The sequence below is a fragment of the Streptomyces sp. NPDC001770 genome (assembly GCF_053596135.1).
This window is the reverse complement of record NZ_JBSFFN010000001.1, coordinates 388,493-403,959: the sequence shown is the minus strand read 5'-3', so window position 1 is coordinate 403,959 and position 15,467 is coordinate 388,493. Positions and strand designations below refer to the sequence as shown.

Here is a 15,467-nt window from a genome sequence, read left to right as displayed (position 1 = left end):
ACCGCGTCAGAGGCTGACGCCGACCGTCACCGGCTCGTTGACGAGGGTCACGCCGAACGCCTCGCGCACCCCGGCCACGACCTCGCGGGCGAGGGCGAGCAGGTCCTCGGTGGTGGCCTCGCCCCGGTTGGTGAGGGCGAGGGTGTGCTTGGTGGAGATGCGGGCGGGACCGGTGCCGTACCCCTTGGTGAAACCGGCCTTGTCGATCAGCCAGGCGGCCGAGGTCTTGGTCCGCCCGTCGCCGGCCGGGTAGGCGGGCGGGGTGACGTCGGGGCCCAGGCGTTCGGCGGCACGGGCGAGGAAGTCCGCGTACTCCCGGTCGTCGAGGACCGGGTTGGTGAAGAAGGAGCCGGCGGACCAGGTGTCGTGGTCCTCGGGGTCCAGCACCATGCCCTTGCCCGCGCGGAGCGCGAGGACGGTCTCCCGGGCGGTGGCGGCCGAGACCCGGTCGCCGGGCTCGACGCCGAGGGTGCGGGCCGTCTCCGCGTACTTGACGGGCGCCGACTGACCGCCCGCGTCCTCCAGTTCGAAGCGGACGCGCAGAACGACGTACCGGTCGGGGTGGTGCTTGAAGGTGCTGTGCCGGTACGAGAAGCCGCACGCGGCGTTGGTGAGGGTGACCGTCTCACCGGTGCGCCGGTCGTAGGCCACGACCTCGGTGATGGTGGTGGACACCTCCTGGCCGTAGGCGCCCACGTTCTGGATCGGCGTGGCACCGGCGGAGCCGGGGATTCCGGCGAGGCACTCGATGCCCGCGAGCCCGGCCTCGACGGTACGGGCCACGGCATCGGTCCAGACCTCGCCGGCCGCGAGTTCAAGGCGGGTACCGGTGAGCTCGAAGCCGGTGGTGGCGATGCGCAGGGCGGTGCCGTCGAAGCCCTTGTCGCCGATGACCAGGTTGGAGCCGCCACCGACGATCAGCAGCGGGGTGCCCGCGTCGTCGGCCTCGCGGACGGCCGCGATCACCTCGGCGTCGGTCGTCGCGGTGACGAGCCGGGTGGCCGGGCCGCCGAGCCGGAAGGTGGTCAGGGGGGCGAGGGGGGCGTCGTGGAGTACCTGCACGGGTCCAGAGTACGGTCCGCGCCCCTGCCGGCCGGGCGGGGGCGCGGACCGTACGACGGCGGGTGCGGCGGTCAGGCCGGGACGGGGACGCCCGGGGCGGTGGACTCGGGCTCCGGGACCGCCGGGCCGCCCCTGCGGCCCGGCACCAGCAGGGCGACCAGTGCGGCGAGCGCCACCACACCGGAGCCGATCCACACGGCGGGCACGGTCCCGTCGGTGAACTGCTGCGGGGAGCCGAAGCCTCCCCGCGCGGAGAAGACGGAGGCCAGTACGGCGACCCCGAGGGCGCCGCCGACCTCCCGCAGCGCGTTGTTGGCGCCGGAGGCGATGCCCCGCTCGCCGGGCCGGACGCTGGACATGACGAGGCCGGAGGCGGGCGCGAAGTACATGGCCATGCCGACGCCGCCGATGATCAGGCCGGGCAGCTGGGCGGTGTAGGCGACGTCGGGGCTGAGGACCCGGGCGAAGAGCGCGAGGCCCACCGCCTGGAGCGCGAGCCCGGTGACGACGATGGGACGGCCGCCGAACCGGTCGCTGAGGTAGCCGGCGACCGGCGCGACCAGGATCGGCATGCCGGTCCAGGGCAGCATCCGCAGCCCGGCCTCGGTGGGCGAGTAGCCGAGGGCGCTCTGCAGGAACTGGCTGAGCAGGAAGATCGAGCCGAACATCCCGAGGAACATCAGCAGGCTCGCGATGTTGATGCCGAAGAAGGCCCGGCTGCGGAAGAGCCGCATGGGGAGCATCGGGCGCTTCGCCCGGAATCCGTGGACGACGAAGCCGGCCAGGAGCACGCTTCCGGCGATCAGACCGGTGAGGACGGGTGCGCTGGTCCAGCCCTCGGAGTTGGCGCTGACGAGGGCGTACACGATCCCGAAGAGGCCGGAGCTGACCAGCAGGGTGCCCGGGACGTCCAGCCGGGCGTCGGGAGCGTACGACTCCGTCAGCCGCAGCCGGGCCAGCGGCAGCAGGACGAGGCCCACGGGCACGTTCAGCCAGAAGATCCACTGCCAGGAGATGTGCTCGGTGATGCTGCCGCCGATCAGCGGTCCGCTCGCCACGGCCAGGCCGGTGACCGCGCTGTAGATGCCGAGCACCGCGCCCCGGCGCGCGGCCGGGACGGCCGCCGTGAGGAGCGTGAGGGTGAGCGGCATCATGATCGCGGCGCCGACGCCCTGGACCGCCCGGAAGGCGATGAGTTCACCGATGCCGGGCGAGAGGGCCGCGGCGGCGGAGGCGCCGGTGAAGACGGAGAGCCCGACGAGGAAGAGCCGGCGGCGGCCGAACCGGTCGCCCAGGGCCGCACCCGTCATCAGGAGGACGGCGAAGGTGAGCGTGTAGGCGTTCACCGTCCATTCGAGCTCCTTCAGCCCGCCGCCGAGGCTCACGCGGATGGACGGCAGGGCCGTGGTCACGACGAGGTTGTCGAGCGCCGCCATGAAGCTGGCGAGGCTGGTGACGACAAGAGCCCAGAGGGCTCCCCCGCGCAGGGCTGTGGGCGTGGGCTGGTTCATGGTTCCCCCTGATGACTGGTGATTAGTTATTGATTACTAACTTCTACGGGCGGAGAACGGGCCGCCCCCGGACGCGCTGCCCGACGGAGCCCTGGTCGCGCTGTTCTCAGTCGGGGAGCGGACCGGCCCCGGGGACCGGGCCGGGGTCGGCGTCGGCTTCCGCGCCGGCTTCCGCGCCGGCTTCGGTTTCCGCGCCGGCGGGTCCGGTCTTCCCGGTGTCGCCGGACACCGGGCGGGCGGAGTCCCAGATGGACGACCAGACCCGGTGGCCGACGGGAAAGCCGAGCGAGGTGAGGGTGTTGATGAGCATGCCGTGGGCGAAGTAGTTCTTGGTCTCCCCGTCGTCGGCACCGAGCGCGAGGTGGACCTCGTCCCACATGCGCGCCCAGCAGGCCCGCACCGAGACGCCGAACTCGTGGTCCCCGGACGCCTCGGCCGCCGCGACGGCCGCGTACGTCTGCATCTGCATGAGCAGCTTGTCGGGATCCTCGGCGAGCAGCCGCCCGTACGCCGCCGCCATGCACTGGGCGGCGTCCTCGGCCTCGCCCGCCTCCAGGAGGATGCTCATGGTGTCCGCCAGGCAGCGTTCGGCGGCGGCGAGGAACATCGCCTGCTTGCTGGGGAACAGACGGAAGAGATACGGCTGCGAGACGCCGACGGCCCGTGCGATCGTCTCCGTGGACGTGCCGTCGTACCCGCCGCGGGCGAACGCGGTGATCGCCGCGTGGATGACGCTCTCGCGCCGCTCGTCCGCACTCATCCTCACCATGGGCGTAAGTTATTGCCCAATCACTAACTACGTCAAGGGGTGCGCCCGGGACACGCGGAAGGGGCACCCCCCGAAGCGGATGCCCCTTCCCGTGCGGCCGCGGGCGGCCCGTACCGGGTGCTCAGGCGAGGCGGACCACGGCGCGGGACATGCCCAGCACCTTCTGGCCGTCGCACACGGCGACCAGGTCGACCCGGACCTGGTTGTCGTCCAGCTTGGCGGCGACCTTGCCGCTGACCTCGATCAGCGCGCCCTTGTCGTCGTTCGGCACGACGACCGGCTTGGTGAAGCGCACGCCGTACTCGACGACCGCACCCGGGTCGCCGGCCCAGTCCGTGACCACCCGGACCGCCTCGGCCATGGTGAACATGCCGTGCGCGATGACGTCCGGCAGCCCGACCTCGACCGCGAACTTCTCGTTCCAGTGGATCGGGTTGAAGTCGCCGGACGCGCCCGCGTACCGCACCAGCGAGGCCCGGGTGACCGGGAAGGAACGGGACGGCAGCTCCGTACCGACCTCGACCGACTCGTAAGCGACCTTCGCCGTCATCACGCCTCCTCGGCGGCTCGCGCCACCAGCTTCGTCCAGGCCGTCACGACGTGCGCGCCGGACTCGTCGTGGACCTCGCCGCGGATGTCCAGGATGTCGTTCCCGGCCATCGACTTGATCCGCTCGATCGTCGAGGTGACCGTCAGCCGGTCCCCCGCCCGCACCGGGCGCGCGTAGGCGAACTTCTGGTCACCGTGCACGACCCGGCTGTAGTCGAGCCCCAGCTGCGGGTCCTCGATGACCTGCCCGGCGGCCTTGAACGTGATGGAGAAGACGAAGGTGGGCGGTGCGATCACGTCCGGGTGACCGAGCGCACGGGCCGCCTCCGCGTCGACGTACGCCGGATGGGTGTCGCCCACCGCCTCGGCGAACTCGCGGATCTTCTCCCGGCCGACCTCGTACGCCGGGGTGGGCGGATAGGTCCGCCCCACGAAGGACTGGTCGAGCGCCATGAGCTCGCTACCTCCTGATGAAGTGAAAAAAGGGGTCGAGGGAAGTCGAGTCGATGAAACCAGCCCACGACCCCGTACAACGACACGAGGCCGCCCCCAGTGGGGACGGCCTCGTGTACGAGCCTGTTTCAGCGCGTTTCGCGGTGCGCGGTGTGCGAGTTGCAGCGCGGGCAGTGCTTCTTCATCTCAAGACGGTCCGGGTTGTTACGCCGGTTCTTCTTGGTGATGTAGTTCCGCTCCTTGCACTCCACGCAGGCCAGCGTGATCTTCGGGCGGACGTCGGTGGCAGCCACGTGAGTGCTCCTAAGACGGACGGATGGACGGATGAACGCATAAAAGAGTAGCCGATCGAAGGACCGACCCCACAATCGGCTACCGTTTGTAGCGGTGACCGGACTTGAACCGGTGACACAGCGATTATGAGCCGCTTGCTCTACCGACTGAGCTACACCGCTTTGATGAAAAGGTCCCCCTGCCGAAGCAGGGTTTCCCGATCACCAGAGCCCCAATGCGGAATCGAACCGCAGACCTTCTCCTTACCATGGAGACGCTCTACCGACTGAGCTATTGGGGCGAGCGAGGAAGACATTACACGGTTCTCCGCCGATCCCCCAAATCCGTTTCCGCGCCCCCCCTCGCGGGCCCTGCCGGAGGCGTCCCGGAGGCCCCGCCAGGCCTCTGATCAGGGGCTGAGTCCCGGGGCGCGGAGCCACAGCCGCCCCACGGAACCCTTCCGTCCGGGGCGCCCCGCACCGCCTCGCCGGTATGACTATTTCGCTCCTCCCTGGGACAGGTCGGACTCCGCCCTAGGCTCGGGCCGGTTCGATCTTGAAAACGGCCGTTCCGGCGCGTTCCGGCACCGTTCCGGCGGCTGTCGGAGCGTGGCGGGACCACCACCCCCCAGTGGCGAGACCACCACCCCTCCCAGGAGCGCGATGCCCGACAGCCGGCCGGGGCGACCCGACCACGACCCGGCGGACGGCCCCGGCGCGGCCCCCGAGCCGCTCCTGCTGTGCGGCGCACGGCTCACCGACGGCCGCACGGTGGACGTACGGGTGGCGGGGACGCGGATCGAGGCCGTCGGGGACCCCGGCAGCCTCGGCGCCCGGGGCGCGCGGGTCGACCTGCGCGGCTACCTGCTGCTCCCCGCCCCCGCCGAACCCCACGCCCACGGCGACACCGCCCTCACCGCCTCCGACTGCGACGGTGACCCGCGCGGCCCCCAGGACCTGCGCCGGCGCGCGACCGAGGCCGCCCTGCTCCAGCTGGGCCACGGCGCGACCGCGCTGCGCACCCACGTCCGGGTGGGCGGCACGCAGGGCCTCGCGCCGCTGGAGGCCGTCCTGCAGGCCCGGTACGCGCTGCGCGCGCTGACCGACCTGACGCCCGTGGCGGTCCCCCGACGCCTCACCGGAGCCTCCGGCGGGGACGGCGCGGCTCTGCTCCGGGACGCCGTCGCGATGGGCGCGGGCGTGATCGGCGGGCGCCCGGACCTCGACCCCGACCCGGACGGGCACGCGGAGCGGGCCCTCACCGTCGCCGCCGAGCACGGGCTCCCGGTGGACCTGCACATGGACGCGTCCGACCCCGCCCGGGTGGCCCGGTTCGCCGCGATGGCGGCCGACCTGAGGGCGGGTCCGGGCCCGGAGGCGGGGGCCGGATCCTCACCGCAGGGGCCGAGGGTCACCATCGGCCCCTGCGGCGGCCTCTCGCGGCTGCCGCCGGAGACCGCGGGACGGGCGGCCCGTCAACTCGCCGCGGCCGGCGTGGCGGTCGTCTGTCTGCCCCAGGGCTGCTGCTCGGGTACGAAGCGCCGACTTACCGCCCCCGTGCGCCTGTTGCGCGCGGCCGGGGTGAGCGTGGCGGCGGGCAGCGGGGCGTTGCGCGACACGGTCAACCCGGTCGGGCGCGGGGACCCGCTGGAGGCGGCGTACCTGCTGGCCTCGCAGCACGGACTGCCCGTCAGAACCGCGTACGACGCCGTCGCGAACACCGCCCGGCAGGCGATGGGGCTGCCCGAAGTACGGGTGGAGGCGGGCGCCCCGGCCGAACTCCTCGCCGTGCGCGGCGACGGCCTGGCGGGCGTGCTCTCGCTCGCGTACAGCCGGATCGTGGTGCACCGGGGGCGGATCGTGGCCCGGACGAGCGCGGTGCGCGAGTACTGCGATTCGGAGCTGCCGGAACCGTACGGGCTGCCGCGCCAGGGTCGGCCGGCCCCCGGTCCGGGTCCGGGTTGACCAGGAGCCGGGCGCGCTCCGGGCGGCCGGGCCCGGTCCGGCGTACGGTCGTGACCATGCGCATTGTCATCGCAGGTGGACATGGTCAGATCGCACTGCGGCTGGAGCGCCTGCTCGCCGCGCGCGGGGACGAGGCGGTCGGTGTCGTCCGCGATCCGGGTCAACGCGGGGACTTGGAGGCGGTGGGTGCCCGAGCCGCCGTGCTCGACCTCGAAGCGGCCTCCGTGGACGAGGTGGCCGAGGTGCTCGGGGGCGCCGACGCCGTGGTCTTCGCGGCGGGCGCGGGCCCCCGTAGCGGCGCCGCGCGCAAGGACACGGTGGACCGGGACGCGGCGGTGCTCTTCGCCGACGCGGCCGAACGCGCGGGCGTACGGCGCTACGTCATGGTCTCGGCCATGGGCGCCGACGCCTCGCACCCGGGCGACGAGGTCTTCGACGTGTACCTGCGGGCGAAGGGCGCGGCGGACGACGCCGTGCGGGCGCGCTCCGGGCTCGACTGGACGATCCTCCGCCCCGGCCTGCTCACCGACGACGCCGGCACCGGCCTGGTCCTGCTCTCCCCCTCCACCGGCCGGGGCCCGGTCCCCCGCGACGACGTGGCGGCGGCCCTCGTGGAGCTGCTGGACACTCCGAGCACGGCGGGTCTGACCCTGGAGCTGATCTCCGGCAACGTGCCGGTGGCGGTCGCGGTCAGGAACGTCTCGGGGAACTGAGCGGGCGGGGCCTGCGGCGGCGGTACGGAACCCCGCCGCAGGTCCACGCGCGGCCATCCGCACGAAAGCCCCCGGACATGAAGAAAGCCCCCGTCCACATTGCTGTGGACGGGGGCTTCCCGTTCGGTGGCGGCGCCAGGGTTCGAACCTGGGTAGGCTGAGCCGGCAGATTTACAGTCTGCTCCCTTTGGCCACTCGGGCACACCGCCTCGAACATCACTTCGGAGCCCCGCTGGGGAACTCCTTGGCGACGACGTAAACGATACCCGATGCTCAGGGGTGCTCCGCCACTCGATTGATCAGCGTCCGGACGCGGGACCAGCCTTTAGGCTTTCTCCTGCATCGCATTGCATCCCACGCTTACGACCGATCACGACGCAAGGAGCCACACGTCATGGCCGACTCCAGTTTCGACATCGTCTCGAAGGTCGAGCGGCAGGAGGTCGACAACGCCCTCAACCAGGCCGCCAAGGAGATCTCCCAGCGCTACGACTTCAAGGGCACCGGCGCGTCGATCGCCTGGTCCGGCGAGAAGATCCTGATGGAGGCGAACGGCGAGGAGCGCGTCAAGGCGATCCTCGACATCTTCGAGACCAAGCTGATCAAGCGCGGGATCTCGCTGAAGTCGCTGGACGCGGGCGAGCCGCAGCTCTCCGGCAAGGAGTACAAGATCTTCGCCACCATCGAGGAAGGCATCTCCCAGGAGAACGCCAAGAAGGTCGCCAAGGTCATCCGCGACGAGGGCCCCAAGGGCGTCAAGGCGCAGGTCCAGGGCGACGAGCTGCGGGTCAGCTCGAAGAGCCGCGACGACCTCCAGGCCGTCCAGGCGCTGCTCAAGGGCAAGGACTTCGACTTCGCCCTGCAGTACGTCAACTACCGGTGACGGACGGGCTGTAGCCCGTACCCCCGCGCACGCTCCGGGATTCCCCACGGCGGTGTCGTTCCCGGCACCGCCGTGACGCGTGTCCGGACGCGGGGCGCGTGCGCCGGATGCCTGATGTCGGATTTCCGCCAGCCGGACCGTGCGCCGGTGCCGCAGACTCGTAGGTACGGGGCCACTGCCGGGACCACCCCGGGACCGGGTCGCGCGCGAGAGGGATGACGGTCGATGGGCACGGTGTACACGAGGTTCGACAGCCCGCTGGGCGAGTTGCTGCTGGTCGGCGACGAGGGGTCCGGGGGCCTGCTCTCCGTGTCCGTACCGGAGCAGAAGGGCGGGGCGGTCGTCCTGGCGGGGTGGCGGGAGACGCCGGAGGCCTTCGCGGAGGTCCGGGCACAGCTCTCGGCGTACTTCGCGGGGCGGCTGACGCGTTTCGAGCTGCCTCTCGCGCCGGGGGCGGGGACGGAGTTCCAGCGGCGGGTCTGGGGGGCTCTGGAGGAGATCCCGTACGGCGGGACGGTGTCGTACGGCTGGGTGGCGGAGCGGGTCGGCGTCGCGGGGGCCGGGGTTCGGGCCGTGGGCACCGCGATCGGGCGCAATCCGCTGCTGGTGGTGCGGCCGTGCCACCGGGTGATCGGCGCGGACGGTTCGCTGCGGGGGTACGCGGGCGGACCGGAGCGCAAGGAGCGGCTGCTGACGTTCGAGGGCGCCTGGGCCGACGGCCGGGCGACGGGGCGGGGTACGGCGGAAAGCCCGGCGGTACGCGTGGCCGGGCGGGACTGACCGTGCCGGCGGGGCTGTTCCCGAGGGAGCGGCGGACCATCGCTCCCGGGGCGGTGCACGTGCCGGGGTGGCTGTCGGCGGAGCGGCAGCGGGAGCTGGTGGTGGCCTGCCGGGAGTGGGCGCGGGGGCCGGTGCCGCTGCGGCACACGGAGCTGCCGGGCGGCGGGGTGATGTCGGTGCGGACGGTGTGCCTGGGGTGGCACTGGCGGCCGTACCGGTACGTCCGGACCGCCGACGACGTGAACGGCGCCCGGGTGGCGGACTTCCCCGGGTGGCTGGCGGAGCTGGGCCGGGAGGCGGTGGCCGAGGCGTACGAGGACGAGGCCGCGGGCCGGGCGTACGCGCCGGACGCGGGGCTGGTGAACTTCTACGACGCCACGGCCCGGATGGGCATGCACCAGGACCGGGAGGAGCTCTCCGTGGCCCCGGTGGTGTCGCTCAGCATCGGCGACACGTGCGTCTTCCGGTTCGGCAACACGGAGGACCGGGGGCGGCCCTGGACGGACGTGGAGCTGGAGTCCGGTGATCTCTTCGTGTTCGGCGGCCCGTCGCGGTTCGCGTTCCACGGGGTACCGAAGGTGTACCCGGGGACGGCCTGCCCGGACACGGGGATGCGGGCCGGCCGTCTCAACCTGACGCTGCGGGAGACCGGTCTCGACGACCGGTGACCGGCGGGCGGGTCAGCGGCGTGCGGGTCAGCGGCGTTCGCGTGAGTTGCCGAAGAGCAGCCGGTAGACGATGAGCAGCACCAGGGAGCCCGCGATGGCGGCCACCCAGGTCGCGAGGTCGAAGAAGTCGTCGTTGATGGGACGGTCGAGGAACTTCGCGGAGAGCCAGCCCCCGACGAACGCCCCGGCGATCCCGATGAGGGTCGTGATGATGATGCCGCCGGGATCGCGTCCCGGCAGCAGAACCTTGGCTATGACTCCGGCGACAAGCCCGAGGATGATCCACGCGATGATGCCCATGTGACCCGCCTACCCCTTTCGTGGTGACGGAATCAGGGACGCGCGCGGGGGCGGATCGGTTGCCCCGGAAGGCAGGATCGTCGCACCGGCAGGTTCCGCTACCGGGCCGCGAAGGGCTGGTCGGTGGGGACGACCTCCTTGCCGAACGGCATCAGCGACACCGGGATCAGCTTGAAGTTCGCGATGGCCAGCGGGATGCCGATGATGGTGACGAAGAGCGCGACGCCGGTGACGATGTGGCCGAGCGCCAGCCACCAGCCGGCGAGGACCAGCCAGAGGACGTTGCCGACGCAGGAGGCGCCGCCCGCGTCGCGGCGGTCGACCACCATGTAGCCGAAGGGCCAGAGGGCGTAGAGGCCGATGCGGAACGCGGCCACGCCGAAGGGGATGCCGATGATCGTGATGCAGAGGACGAGACCGGCGGCGAGGTAGCCGAGGCACATCCAGAAGCCGCACAGGACCAGCCAAATGACGTTCAGGATCGTCTTCACGGTCGATGACCTGCCATCTTCTCTAGTCGGGCGATGCGCTCCGCCATCGGCGGATGCGTGGAGAACATCTTGGACACGCCCTGGCCGGGCCGGAACGGGTTCGCGATCATCATGTGACTCGCGGTCTCGATGCGCGGCTCCGGCGGCAGCGGGAGCCGCTTGGTGCCCGCGTCGAGTTTGGCCAGGGCGCTCGCCAGGGCGAGCGGGTCCCCGGTGAGCTGGGCTCCGGAGGCGTCGGCCTCGTACTCGCGGGAGCGGCTCACGGCGAGCTGGATGACGGAGGCGGCGAGCGGGCCCAGGATCATCACGAGGAGCAGGCCGAAGATGCCGGGCCCCTCGTCGTCGCTGGAGCGGCCGGCCGGGATCAGCCAGGCGAAGTTGACCAGGAACATCACGACGGAGGCGAGTGCTCCGGCGACGGAGGAGATCAGGATGTCGCGGTTGTAGACATGGCTCAGCTCGTGGCCGAGGACCCCGCGCAGCTCGCGCTCGTCCAGGATCTGGAGGATGCCGTCGGTGCAGCAGACGGCGGCGTTGCGCGGGTTGCGGCCGGTGGCGAAGGCGTTGGGCGCCTGGGTGGGCGAGATGTAGAGCCGGGGCATCGGCTGGCGGGCGGCGGTCGAGAGCTCGCGCACGATGCGGTAGATCGTGGGGGCCTCGAACTCGCTGACGGGCCGCGCCCGCATCGCCCGCAGGGCCAGCTTGTCGCTGTTCCAGTAGGCGTAGGCGTTGGTGGCGACCGCCACGAGGAGCGCGACGATCAGGCCCGTACGCCCGAAGAAGCTGCCGATGACGATGATCAGTGCGGACAGACCGCCGAGGAGTACGGCGGTCTTGAGCCCGTTGTGCCGGCGGTGCACGGTACGCCCTCCAAGTGGTGCAGCAGGGGAACCCTTGCTCGTTAGGGGTCCACTTCTCAGTGGAGCTTCCCGCTCTGGTCAACGCCAGGCGAGGTGAGCTAGTTCCCTTGTGCACGGGGCCCGGAGGGCGGGTCCGGTGCGGCTGTACGGGGGCGGAGGGGCGGGAAGGCCCCGGGTGAGCCGTACGGGTGGCCGCGGGGCCGTCCGCGGGCTCCGGAGGGCCGTCAGCGCTGGGCGGGGAGCTTCTGGGACCCCGCGGGCTTCCCGGTGAGCTGCTCGGCGAGCGCCACGGCGGCCGGGTCGGGCTCGACCTCACTGGTGCAGTGGCCGCAGCGCGAGGCGATGGCCGGGATGGCGGTGTAGCAGCGCGGGCAGTCGCGCAGGGCCGCCTTGATGTCGGCGGGCTCGTCGGCCTTCTTCGCGGTGAAGCGGTCCTGGACCTTCTGCATGGGGACGACGACGCAGAAGTAGAGCACGGCGGCGGTGATGACGAAGGCGATGGCGGCGGCGATGAACAGGCCGTAGGGGAAGGTGACGCCCTCGACGTCGAACGACGCCTTGTTGAAGTCGCCGGTGCCCCGGGTGATGACGCCGATGAGCGGCACGATGAAGGCGTTGCTGAATCCGGTGACGACGGCGGTGAAGGCCGCTCCCACGGCGAGGCCGATCGCCATGGAGATGACGTTGCCCCGCAGGATGAAGTCCTTGAATCCGTTCAGCACTGCGCTGTCTCCCTCGTTCCGCTCGTCGCGCTCGTCGCGCTCGTCGCGCTCTTCGCGCCGCGGTCTTCGCCCGGCGCCCGGTGCGTGATGCCTGCACGGAGACCCTGCCCTGTCCCGGCCCGCCGGGGCAAACCGCTGAGGTGAGGGCAGGGACGGCGGTCCGGGAACCGTCAGAAAAGCGTTCCGTCGGCGAACCTCAGAACGAGCTGCGGCGCCCCGGAGAGGGCGAGCGCGGCGACGGTGGTGAGGACGAGCGCGGCGACGAGGGGGGCCGGGGCGGTGGCCGTACGGCCCTCCGTGACCAGCGGGGCCGCGGCCGGGGCGGCCTCCGCCGGGCTCGGGACCGCTTCCGTCCCCCGGAAGAGCAGCGCCGTCCACCGGAGGTAGTAGGCGAGGGCGATCACCACGTTGACGGCCATCACGACGGCGAGCCAGCCCAGGCCCGCGTCGACGGCGGACCGGAAGACGGTGACCTTGGCGAAGAGACCGATGATGCCCGGCGGCAGCCCGGCCAGGCAGAGCAGGAAGAAGGCCAGCGCCAGGGCGGTCAGCGGGCTGCGGGCGTAGAGGTTCCGGTAGTCGGTGAGGCGGTTGCCGGGGCTCGTACGGGCGACGAGCGCGGCGACCGCGAAGGCGCCGAGGTTCACGACGGCGTACATCAGGGCGTACGCGACGGTGGAGCCCGCCTGGAGATCACTGGTGTACGCGCCTGCGGCGACCGGCACCAGGAGGTAGCCGGCCTGGCCGACGGAGGACCAGGCGAGCAGGCGTACGGCGCTGCGGGAGCGGGCGGGGTCCTGGCGGAGGGCCGCGACGTTTCCGACGGTCATGGTGAGCGCGGCGAGGACGGCGAGGGCCGGTCCCCAGACGTCGGAGTAGGCCGGGAAGGCGAGCACGGTGACCAGGATCAGTCCCGAGAAGCCGACCGCCTTGCCGACGACGGAGAGGTACGCGGCGATCGGCAGCGGGGCGCCGACGTAGGTGTCGGGGACCCAGAAGTGGAAGGGCGCCGCGGCGGTCTTGAAGGCGAAGCCGACGAGGGTGAGCGCCACGCCCGTCGCCGCGAGGGTGGTGAACCGGGCGGGTACGTCGTCGAGCACGTCGGACAGCTCGGTGAGATGGGTGGTGCCGGCGGCCGCGTACACGAAGCTGACGCCGAGGAGCATCACGGCGGTCGCGGTGACCGACGACAGGAAGAACTTGAGGGCCGCCTCCGAGGAGCGGCGGTCGCCGCGCTTGATGCCGACGAGGGCGAAGGCGGGGAGCGAGGCGACTTCCAGGGCGACGACGAGGGTGATCAGGTCGCGGGAGGCGGGCAGCAGCGCCGCGCCGGCGGTCGAGGAGAGCAGCAGGAACCAGAACTCGCCCGCGGGTAGTTTCCGGGTGTCGTCGAGCGAGAGCAGCGCGGTGAGCAGCGCCCCGACGAGGACCAGGGCCTGGATCACGAGGGCGAAGCCGTCGGCCGTGTAACTGCACGCCCGTCCCGTGCCGGGGGTGGTGACGTCGACGCAGAAGGTGGAGAGGTGGCCGCCCAGCAGGGGGACCAGAAAGGCAAGGGCGACGACGAGCCCGGCGACGGTGGCGTACCCGAGGAGCGGCTTGTGGCGCTCGGCGAGGAAGAGGTCGGCGACGAGGACGGCGAGGGCCAGCACCGCGACGACGAGCGGGGGTGCGACGGCGAGCCAGTCGATGGACTGGACGAGGCCGGCGGCCGACTCCACCCCCTGTGCTCCGGCCGGGCCCGTCGTGGTGGGGCCCGGGGCCGCTCCGACGGCGGCGGTCACGAGGTCCGTGATCACGACTTGCCTCCTGCGAGGAGCTTCTGCACGGCCGGGTCGGTGAGTCCCAGGAGGACGGCGGGCCAGAGTCCGGCGAGGACGGTGAGGGCGACGAGCGGGGTCCAGGCGGCGAACTCGTACGGGCGGACGTCGGCGATCTCCGCGGTGGCGGCCGCCTCGTCGGCGGTGACCGTGGCCACCGCGGTCGCCGTGGTGCCCGTGGAGGCCGCGGGCTCCCGCGGCGTGGTGCCGAGGCCGGTGCCGCCGCTCGGGCGGGCGGGCGGTTCGCCCATGCAGACGCGGCGGACCACGACGAGCATGTATGCGGCGGTGAGCAGGGTGCCGAACGCGCCGATCGCCGTGAACGTCCAGAACGCGGGGCGGCTGAGGCCCCCGGCCGGGTCGAACGCGCCGAACAGGGTGAGCATCTCGCCCCAGAATCCGGCGAGGCCGGGGAGCCCGAGGGAGGCCACGGCGGCGAAGGCGAGCAGGGCGCCGAGGCGGGGCGCACGGCCGTAGAGGGCGGCGCCGGTGGCTCCGGCGAGGGTGTCCAGGTCGGCGGTGCCGTGACGGTCCTTCACCGCGCCGACGAGGAAGAACAGCAGGCCGGTGATGAGGCCGTGGGCGATGTTGGCGAAGAGCGCGCCGTTGACGCCGGTGGGGGTCATGGAGGCGATGCCGAGGAGGACGAAGCCCATGTGGCCGACGGAGGAGTACGCGATCAGGCGCTTGAGGTCGCCCTTGGCGCCCGGGCGGGCGAGGGCGAGGCAGGCGAGCGATCCGTAGACGATCCCGGCGACCGCGAGGGCGCCGAGGTACGGCGCGAAGGTGTGCATGCCCTCGGGGGCGACCGGCAGGAGCACGCGGACGAATCCGTACGTGCCCATCTTCAGCATCACGCCCGCCAGCAGCACCGAGCCGACCGTGGGGGCGGCGGTGTGCGCGTCGGGGAGCCAGCTGTGCAGCGGCCACATCGGGGTCTTCACCGCGAGCCCGATGCCGATCGCCAGAACGGCGACGACCTGCACGGACGTGGAGAGGCCGCGGCCGTGGTCGGTGGCGAGTGCCACCATGTCGAAGGTGCCGCCGCTCAGTCCCACGAGCAGCAGTCCGAGCAGCATGACCACGGAGCCCAGCACCGTGTAGAGGACGAATTTCGAGGCCGCGGCCTGCTTGCCCTCGCCGCCCCAGCGGGCGATGAGGAAGTACATCGGGATGAGGACCATCTCGAAGGCGAGGAAGAAGAGCAGCAGGTCCAGCACGGCGAAGGTCGCCAGCGTGCCGGACTCCAGCAGCAGGATCAGGGCGACGAAGGCCTTCGGGGACGGGCCCGCGGGCATCTTGAAGTAGCTGTACAGCGCGCACAGGAAGGTCAGGAGCGCGGTGAGCACGACCAGGGGGAGGGAGATGCCGTCGATGCCGAGGTGGATGCGGACGTCCAGCGCCGGGATCCAGCCGATGTCGGTGGTGGCCTGCATCGTCGACGCGTGGCCGCGGTCGAAGCCGGCCGCCAGCACCAGGGTGACGAGGAGGATCGCGCCGGTCACGGTCACGCCGTGGCGGAGCACGGCCTGGTCGGGGTCGCGGCCCTTCAGTCCGGGCGGGGCGGGGAGCAGGGCGGCGACGGCGCCCACCAGCGGGCCGACGACGGCCAGCGCCAGAAGGGCCTGCATCACGGACGGGCTGATATC

General features: G+C 72.1%; 16 protein-coding genes, 3 tRNA genes and 1 pseudogene. 5 read left to right on the top strand and 15 right to left on the bottom strand.

The genetic code is table 11. The features are described from left to right. Positions 1-6 precede the first annotated feature (6 nt). The 8 genes and pseudogenes from ACWCSV_RS01775 to ACWCSV_RS01740 form a co-directional block, all read right to left on the bottom strand. Positions 7-1,062 carry a UDP-N-acetylmuramate dehydrogenase gene (locus ACWCSV_RS01775; protein WP_451137878.1) on the bottom strand — a complete coding sequence of 352 codons (1,056 nt, stop codon included), beginning with the start codon at positions 1,060-1,062 and terminating at the stop codon, positions 7-9. A gap of 71 nt (positions 1,063-1,133) precedes the next feature. Continuing rightward, positions 1,134-2,573 (bottom strand): DHA2 family efflux MFS transporter permease subunit, encoded by a 1,440-nt coding sequence (locus ACWCSV_RS01770; RefSeq protein ID WP_451137877.1) that lies wholly within the window; start codon positions 2,571-2,573, stop codon positions 1,134-1,136. Between the two features lie 226 nt (positions 2,574-2,799). Next, positions 2,800-3,333, bottom strand: a pseudogene (locus ACWCSV_RS01765) (TetR/AcrR family transcriptional regulator); the annotation flags it as partial. A gap of 130 nt (positions 3,334-3,463) precedes the next feature. After that, entirely contained in the window at positions 3,464-3,892 is a 429-nt protein-coding gene (locus tag ACWCSV_RS01760; RefSeq protein WP_328721255.1) for a MaoC family dehydratase, read from the bottom strand. Beyond that, on the bottom strand, positions 3,892-4,344 hold the full coding sequence (locus ACWCSV_RS01755; RefSeq protein WP_450774673.1) for an FAS1-like dehydratase domain-containing protein: 453 nt from the start codon (positions 4,342-4,344) through the stop codon (positions 3,892-3,894). The genes ACWCSV_RS01760 and ACWCSV_RS01755 overlap by 1 nt, the downstream gene beginning before the upstream one ends. Before the next feature lie 128 nt (positions 4,345-4,472). After that, positions 4,473-4,637 (bottom strand): 50S ribosomal protein L33, encoded by a 165-nt coding sequence (gene rpmG, locus ACWCSV_RS01750; RefSeq protein ID WP_003956487.1) that lies wholly within the window; start codon positions 4,635-4,637, stop codon positions 4,473-4,475. Between the two features lie 89 nt (positions 4,638-4,726). Beyond that, positions 4,727-4,799: transfer RNA gene (locus tag ACWCSV_RS01745), tRNA-Met, on the bottom strand. A gap of 46 nt (positions 4,800-4,845) precedes the next feature. Beyond that, positions 4,846-4,918 (bottom strand) — tRNA-Thr (locus tag ACWCSV_RS01740). A gap of 361 nt (positions 4,919-5,279) precedes the next feature. Between ACWCSV_RS01740 and ACWCSV_RS01735 the strand changes: the two genes are divergently transcribed. Both ACWCSV_RS01735 and ACWCSV_RS01730 read left to right on the top strand, forming a co-directional pair. Next, positions 5,280-6,581 carry an amidohydrolase family protein gene (locus ACWCSV_RS01735; protein ID WP_451137876.1) on the top strand — a complete coding sequence of 434 codons (1,302 nt, stop codon included), beginning with the start codon at positions 5,280-5,282 and terminating at the stop codon, positions 6,579-6,581. A gap of 56 nt (positions 6,582-6,637) precedes the next feature. Further along, positions 6,638-7,294: an SDR family oxidoreductase gene (locus ACWCSV_RS01730; RefSeq protein ID WP_451137875.1), complete on the top strand. Its 657-nt coding sequence runs from the start codon at positions 6,638-6,640 to the stop codon at positions 7,292-7,294. Positions 7,295-7,421: 127 nt separating this feature from the next. On the opposite strand, the gene ACWCSV_RS01725 is transcribed toward ACWCSV_RS01730, so the two are convergent. Beyond that, positions 7,422-7,503 (bottom strand) — tRNA-Tyr (locus ACWCSV_RS01725). Positions 7,504-7,688: 185 nt separating this feature from the next. On the opposite strand from ACWCSV_RS01725, the gene ACWCSV_RS01720 reads away from it, so the two are divergent. The 3 genes from ACWCSV_RS01720 to ACWCSV_RS01710 all read left to right on the top strand — a co-directional run bounded on the left by ACWCSV_RS01720 (position 7,689) and on the right by ACWCSV_RS01710 (position 9,625). Further along, a complete protein-coding gene (locus tag ACWCSV_RS01720) occupies positions 7,689-8,177 on the top strand; it encodes a YajQ family cyclic di-GMP-binding protein (RefSeq protein WP_275493775.1) in 489 nt (162 codons plus the stop codon). A gap of 225 nt (positions 8,178-8,402) precedes the next feature. Next, the gene (locus ACWCSV_RS01715; protein WP_451137874.1) at positions 8,403-8,957 is read left to right on the top strand and encodes a methylated-DNA--[protein]-cysteine S-methyltransferase; all 555 of its coding nucleotides are present in this window, start codon (positions 8,403-8,405) and stop codon (positions 8,955-8,957) included. Positions 8,958-8,959: 2 nt separating this feature from the next. Further along, a complete protein-coding gene (locus ACWCSV_RS01710) occupies positions 8,960-9,625 on the top strand; it encodes an alpha-ketoglutarate-dependent dioxygenase AlkB family protein (RefSeq protein ID WP_451137873.1) in 666 nt (221 codons plus the stop codon). 27 nt (positions 9,626-9,652) lie between these two features. Here the strand turns inward: ACWCSV_RS01710 and ACWCSV_RS01705 are convergent, their stop codons facing one another. From ACWCSV_RS01705 to ACWCSV_RS01680, 6 genes are all read right to left on the bottom strand, one after another. Beyond that, positions 9,653-9,925 (bottom strand): GlsB/YeaQ/YmgE family stress response membrane protein, encoded by a 273-nt coding sequence (locus tag ACWCSV_RS01705; protein WP_327176228.1) that lies wholly within the window; start codon positions 9,923-9,925, stop codon positions 9,653-9,655. Positions 9,926-10,023: 98 nt separating this feature from the next. Next, positions 10,024-10,416 (bottom strand): YccF domain-containing protein, encoded by a 393-nt coding sequence (locus ACWCSV_RS01700; RefSeq protein WP_451137872.1) that lies wholly within the window; start codon positions 10,414-10,416, stop codon positions 10,024-10,026. Further along, positions 10,413-11,276, bottom strand: coding sequence for a zinc metalloprotease HtpX (gene htpX, locus ACWCSV_RS01695; RefSeq protein ID WP_451137871.1), 864 nt, complete (start codon positions 11,274-11,276; stop codon positions 10,413-10,415). Before htpX ends, ACWCSV_RS01700 begins: the two co-directional genes overlap by 4 nt. Before the next feature lie 224 nt (positions 11,277-11,500). Continuing rightward, positions 11,501-11,998 (bottom strand): large conductance mechanosensitive channel protein MscL, encoded by a 498-nt coding sequence (locus ACWCSV_RS01690; RefSeq protein WP_451137870.1) that lies wholly within the window; start codon positions 11,996-11,998, stop codon positions 11,501-11,503. 170 nt (positions 11,999-12,168) lie between these two features. Beyond that, on the bottom strand, positions 12,169-13,719 hold the full coding sequence (locus ACWCSV_RS01685) for an NADH-quinone oxidoreductase subunit N (protein ID WP_451137978.1): 1,551 nt from the start codon (positions 13,717-13,719) through the stop codon (positions 12,169-12,171). A gap of 74 nt (positions 13,720-13,793) precedes the next feature. Continuing rightward, positions 13,794-15,449 (bottom strand): complex I subunit 4 family protein, encoded by a 1,656-nt coding sequence (locus tag ACWCSV_RS01680; protein ID WP_451137977.1) that lies wholly within the window; start codon positions 15,447-15,449, stop codon positions 13,794-13,796. Between the last annotated feature and the right edge of the window lie 18 nt (positions 15,450-15,467).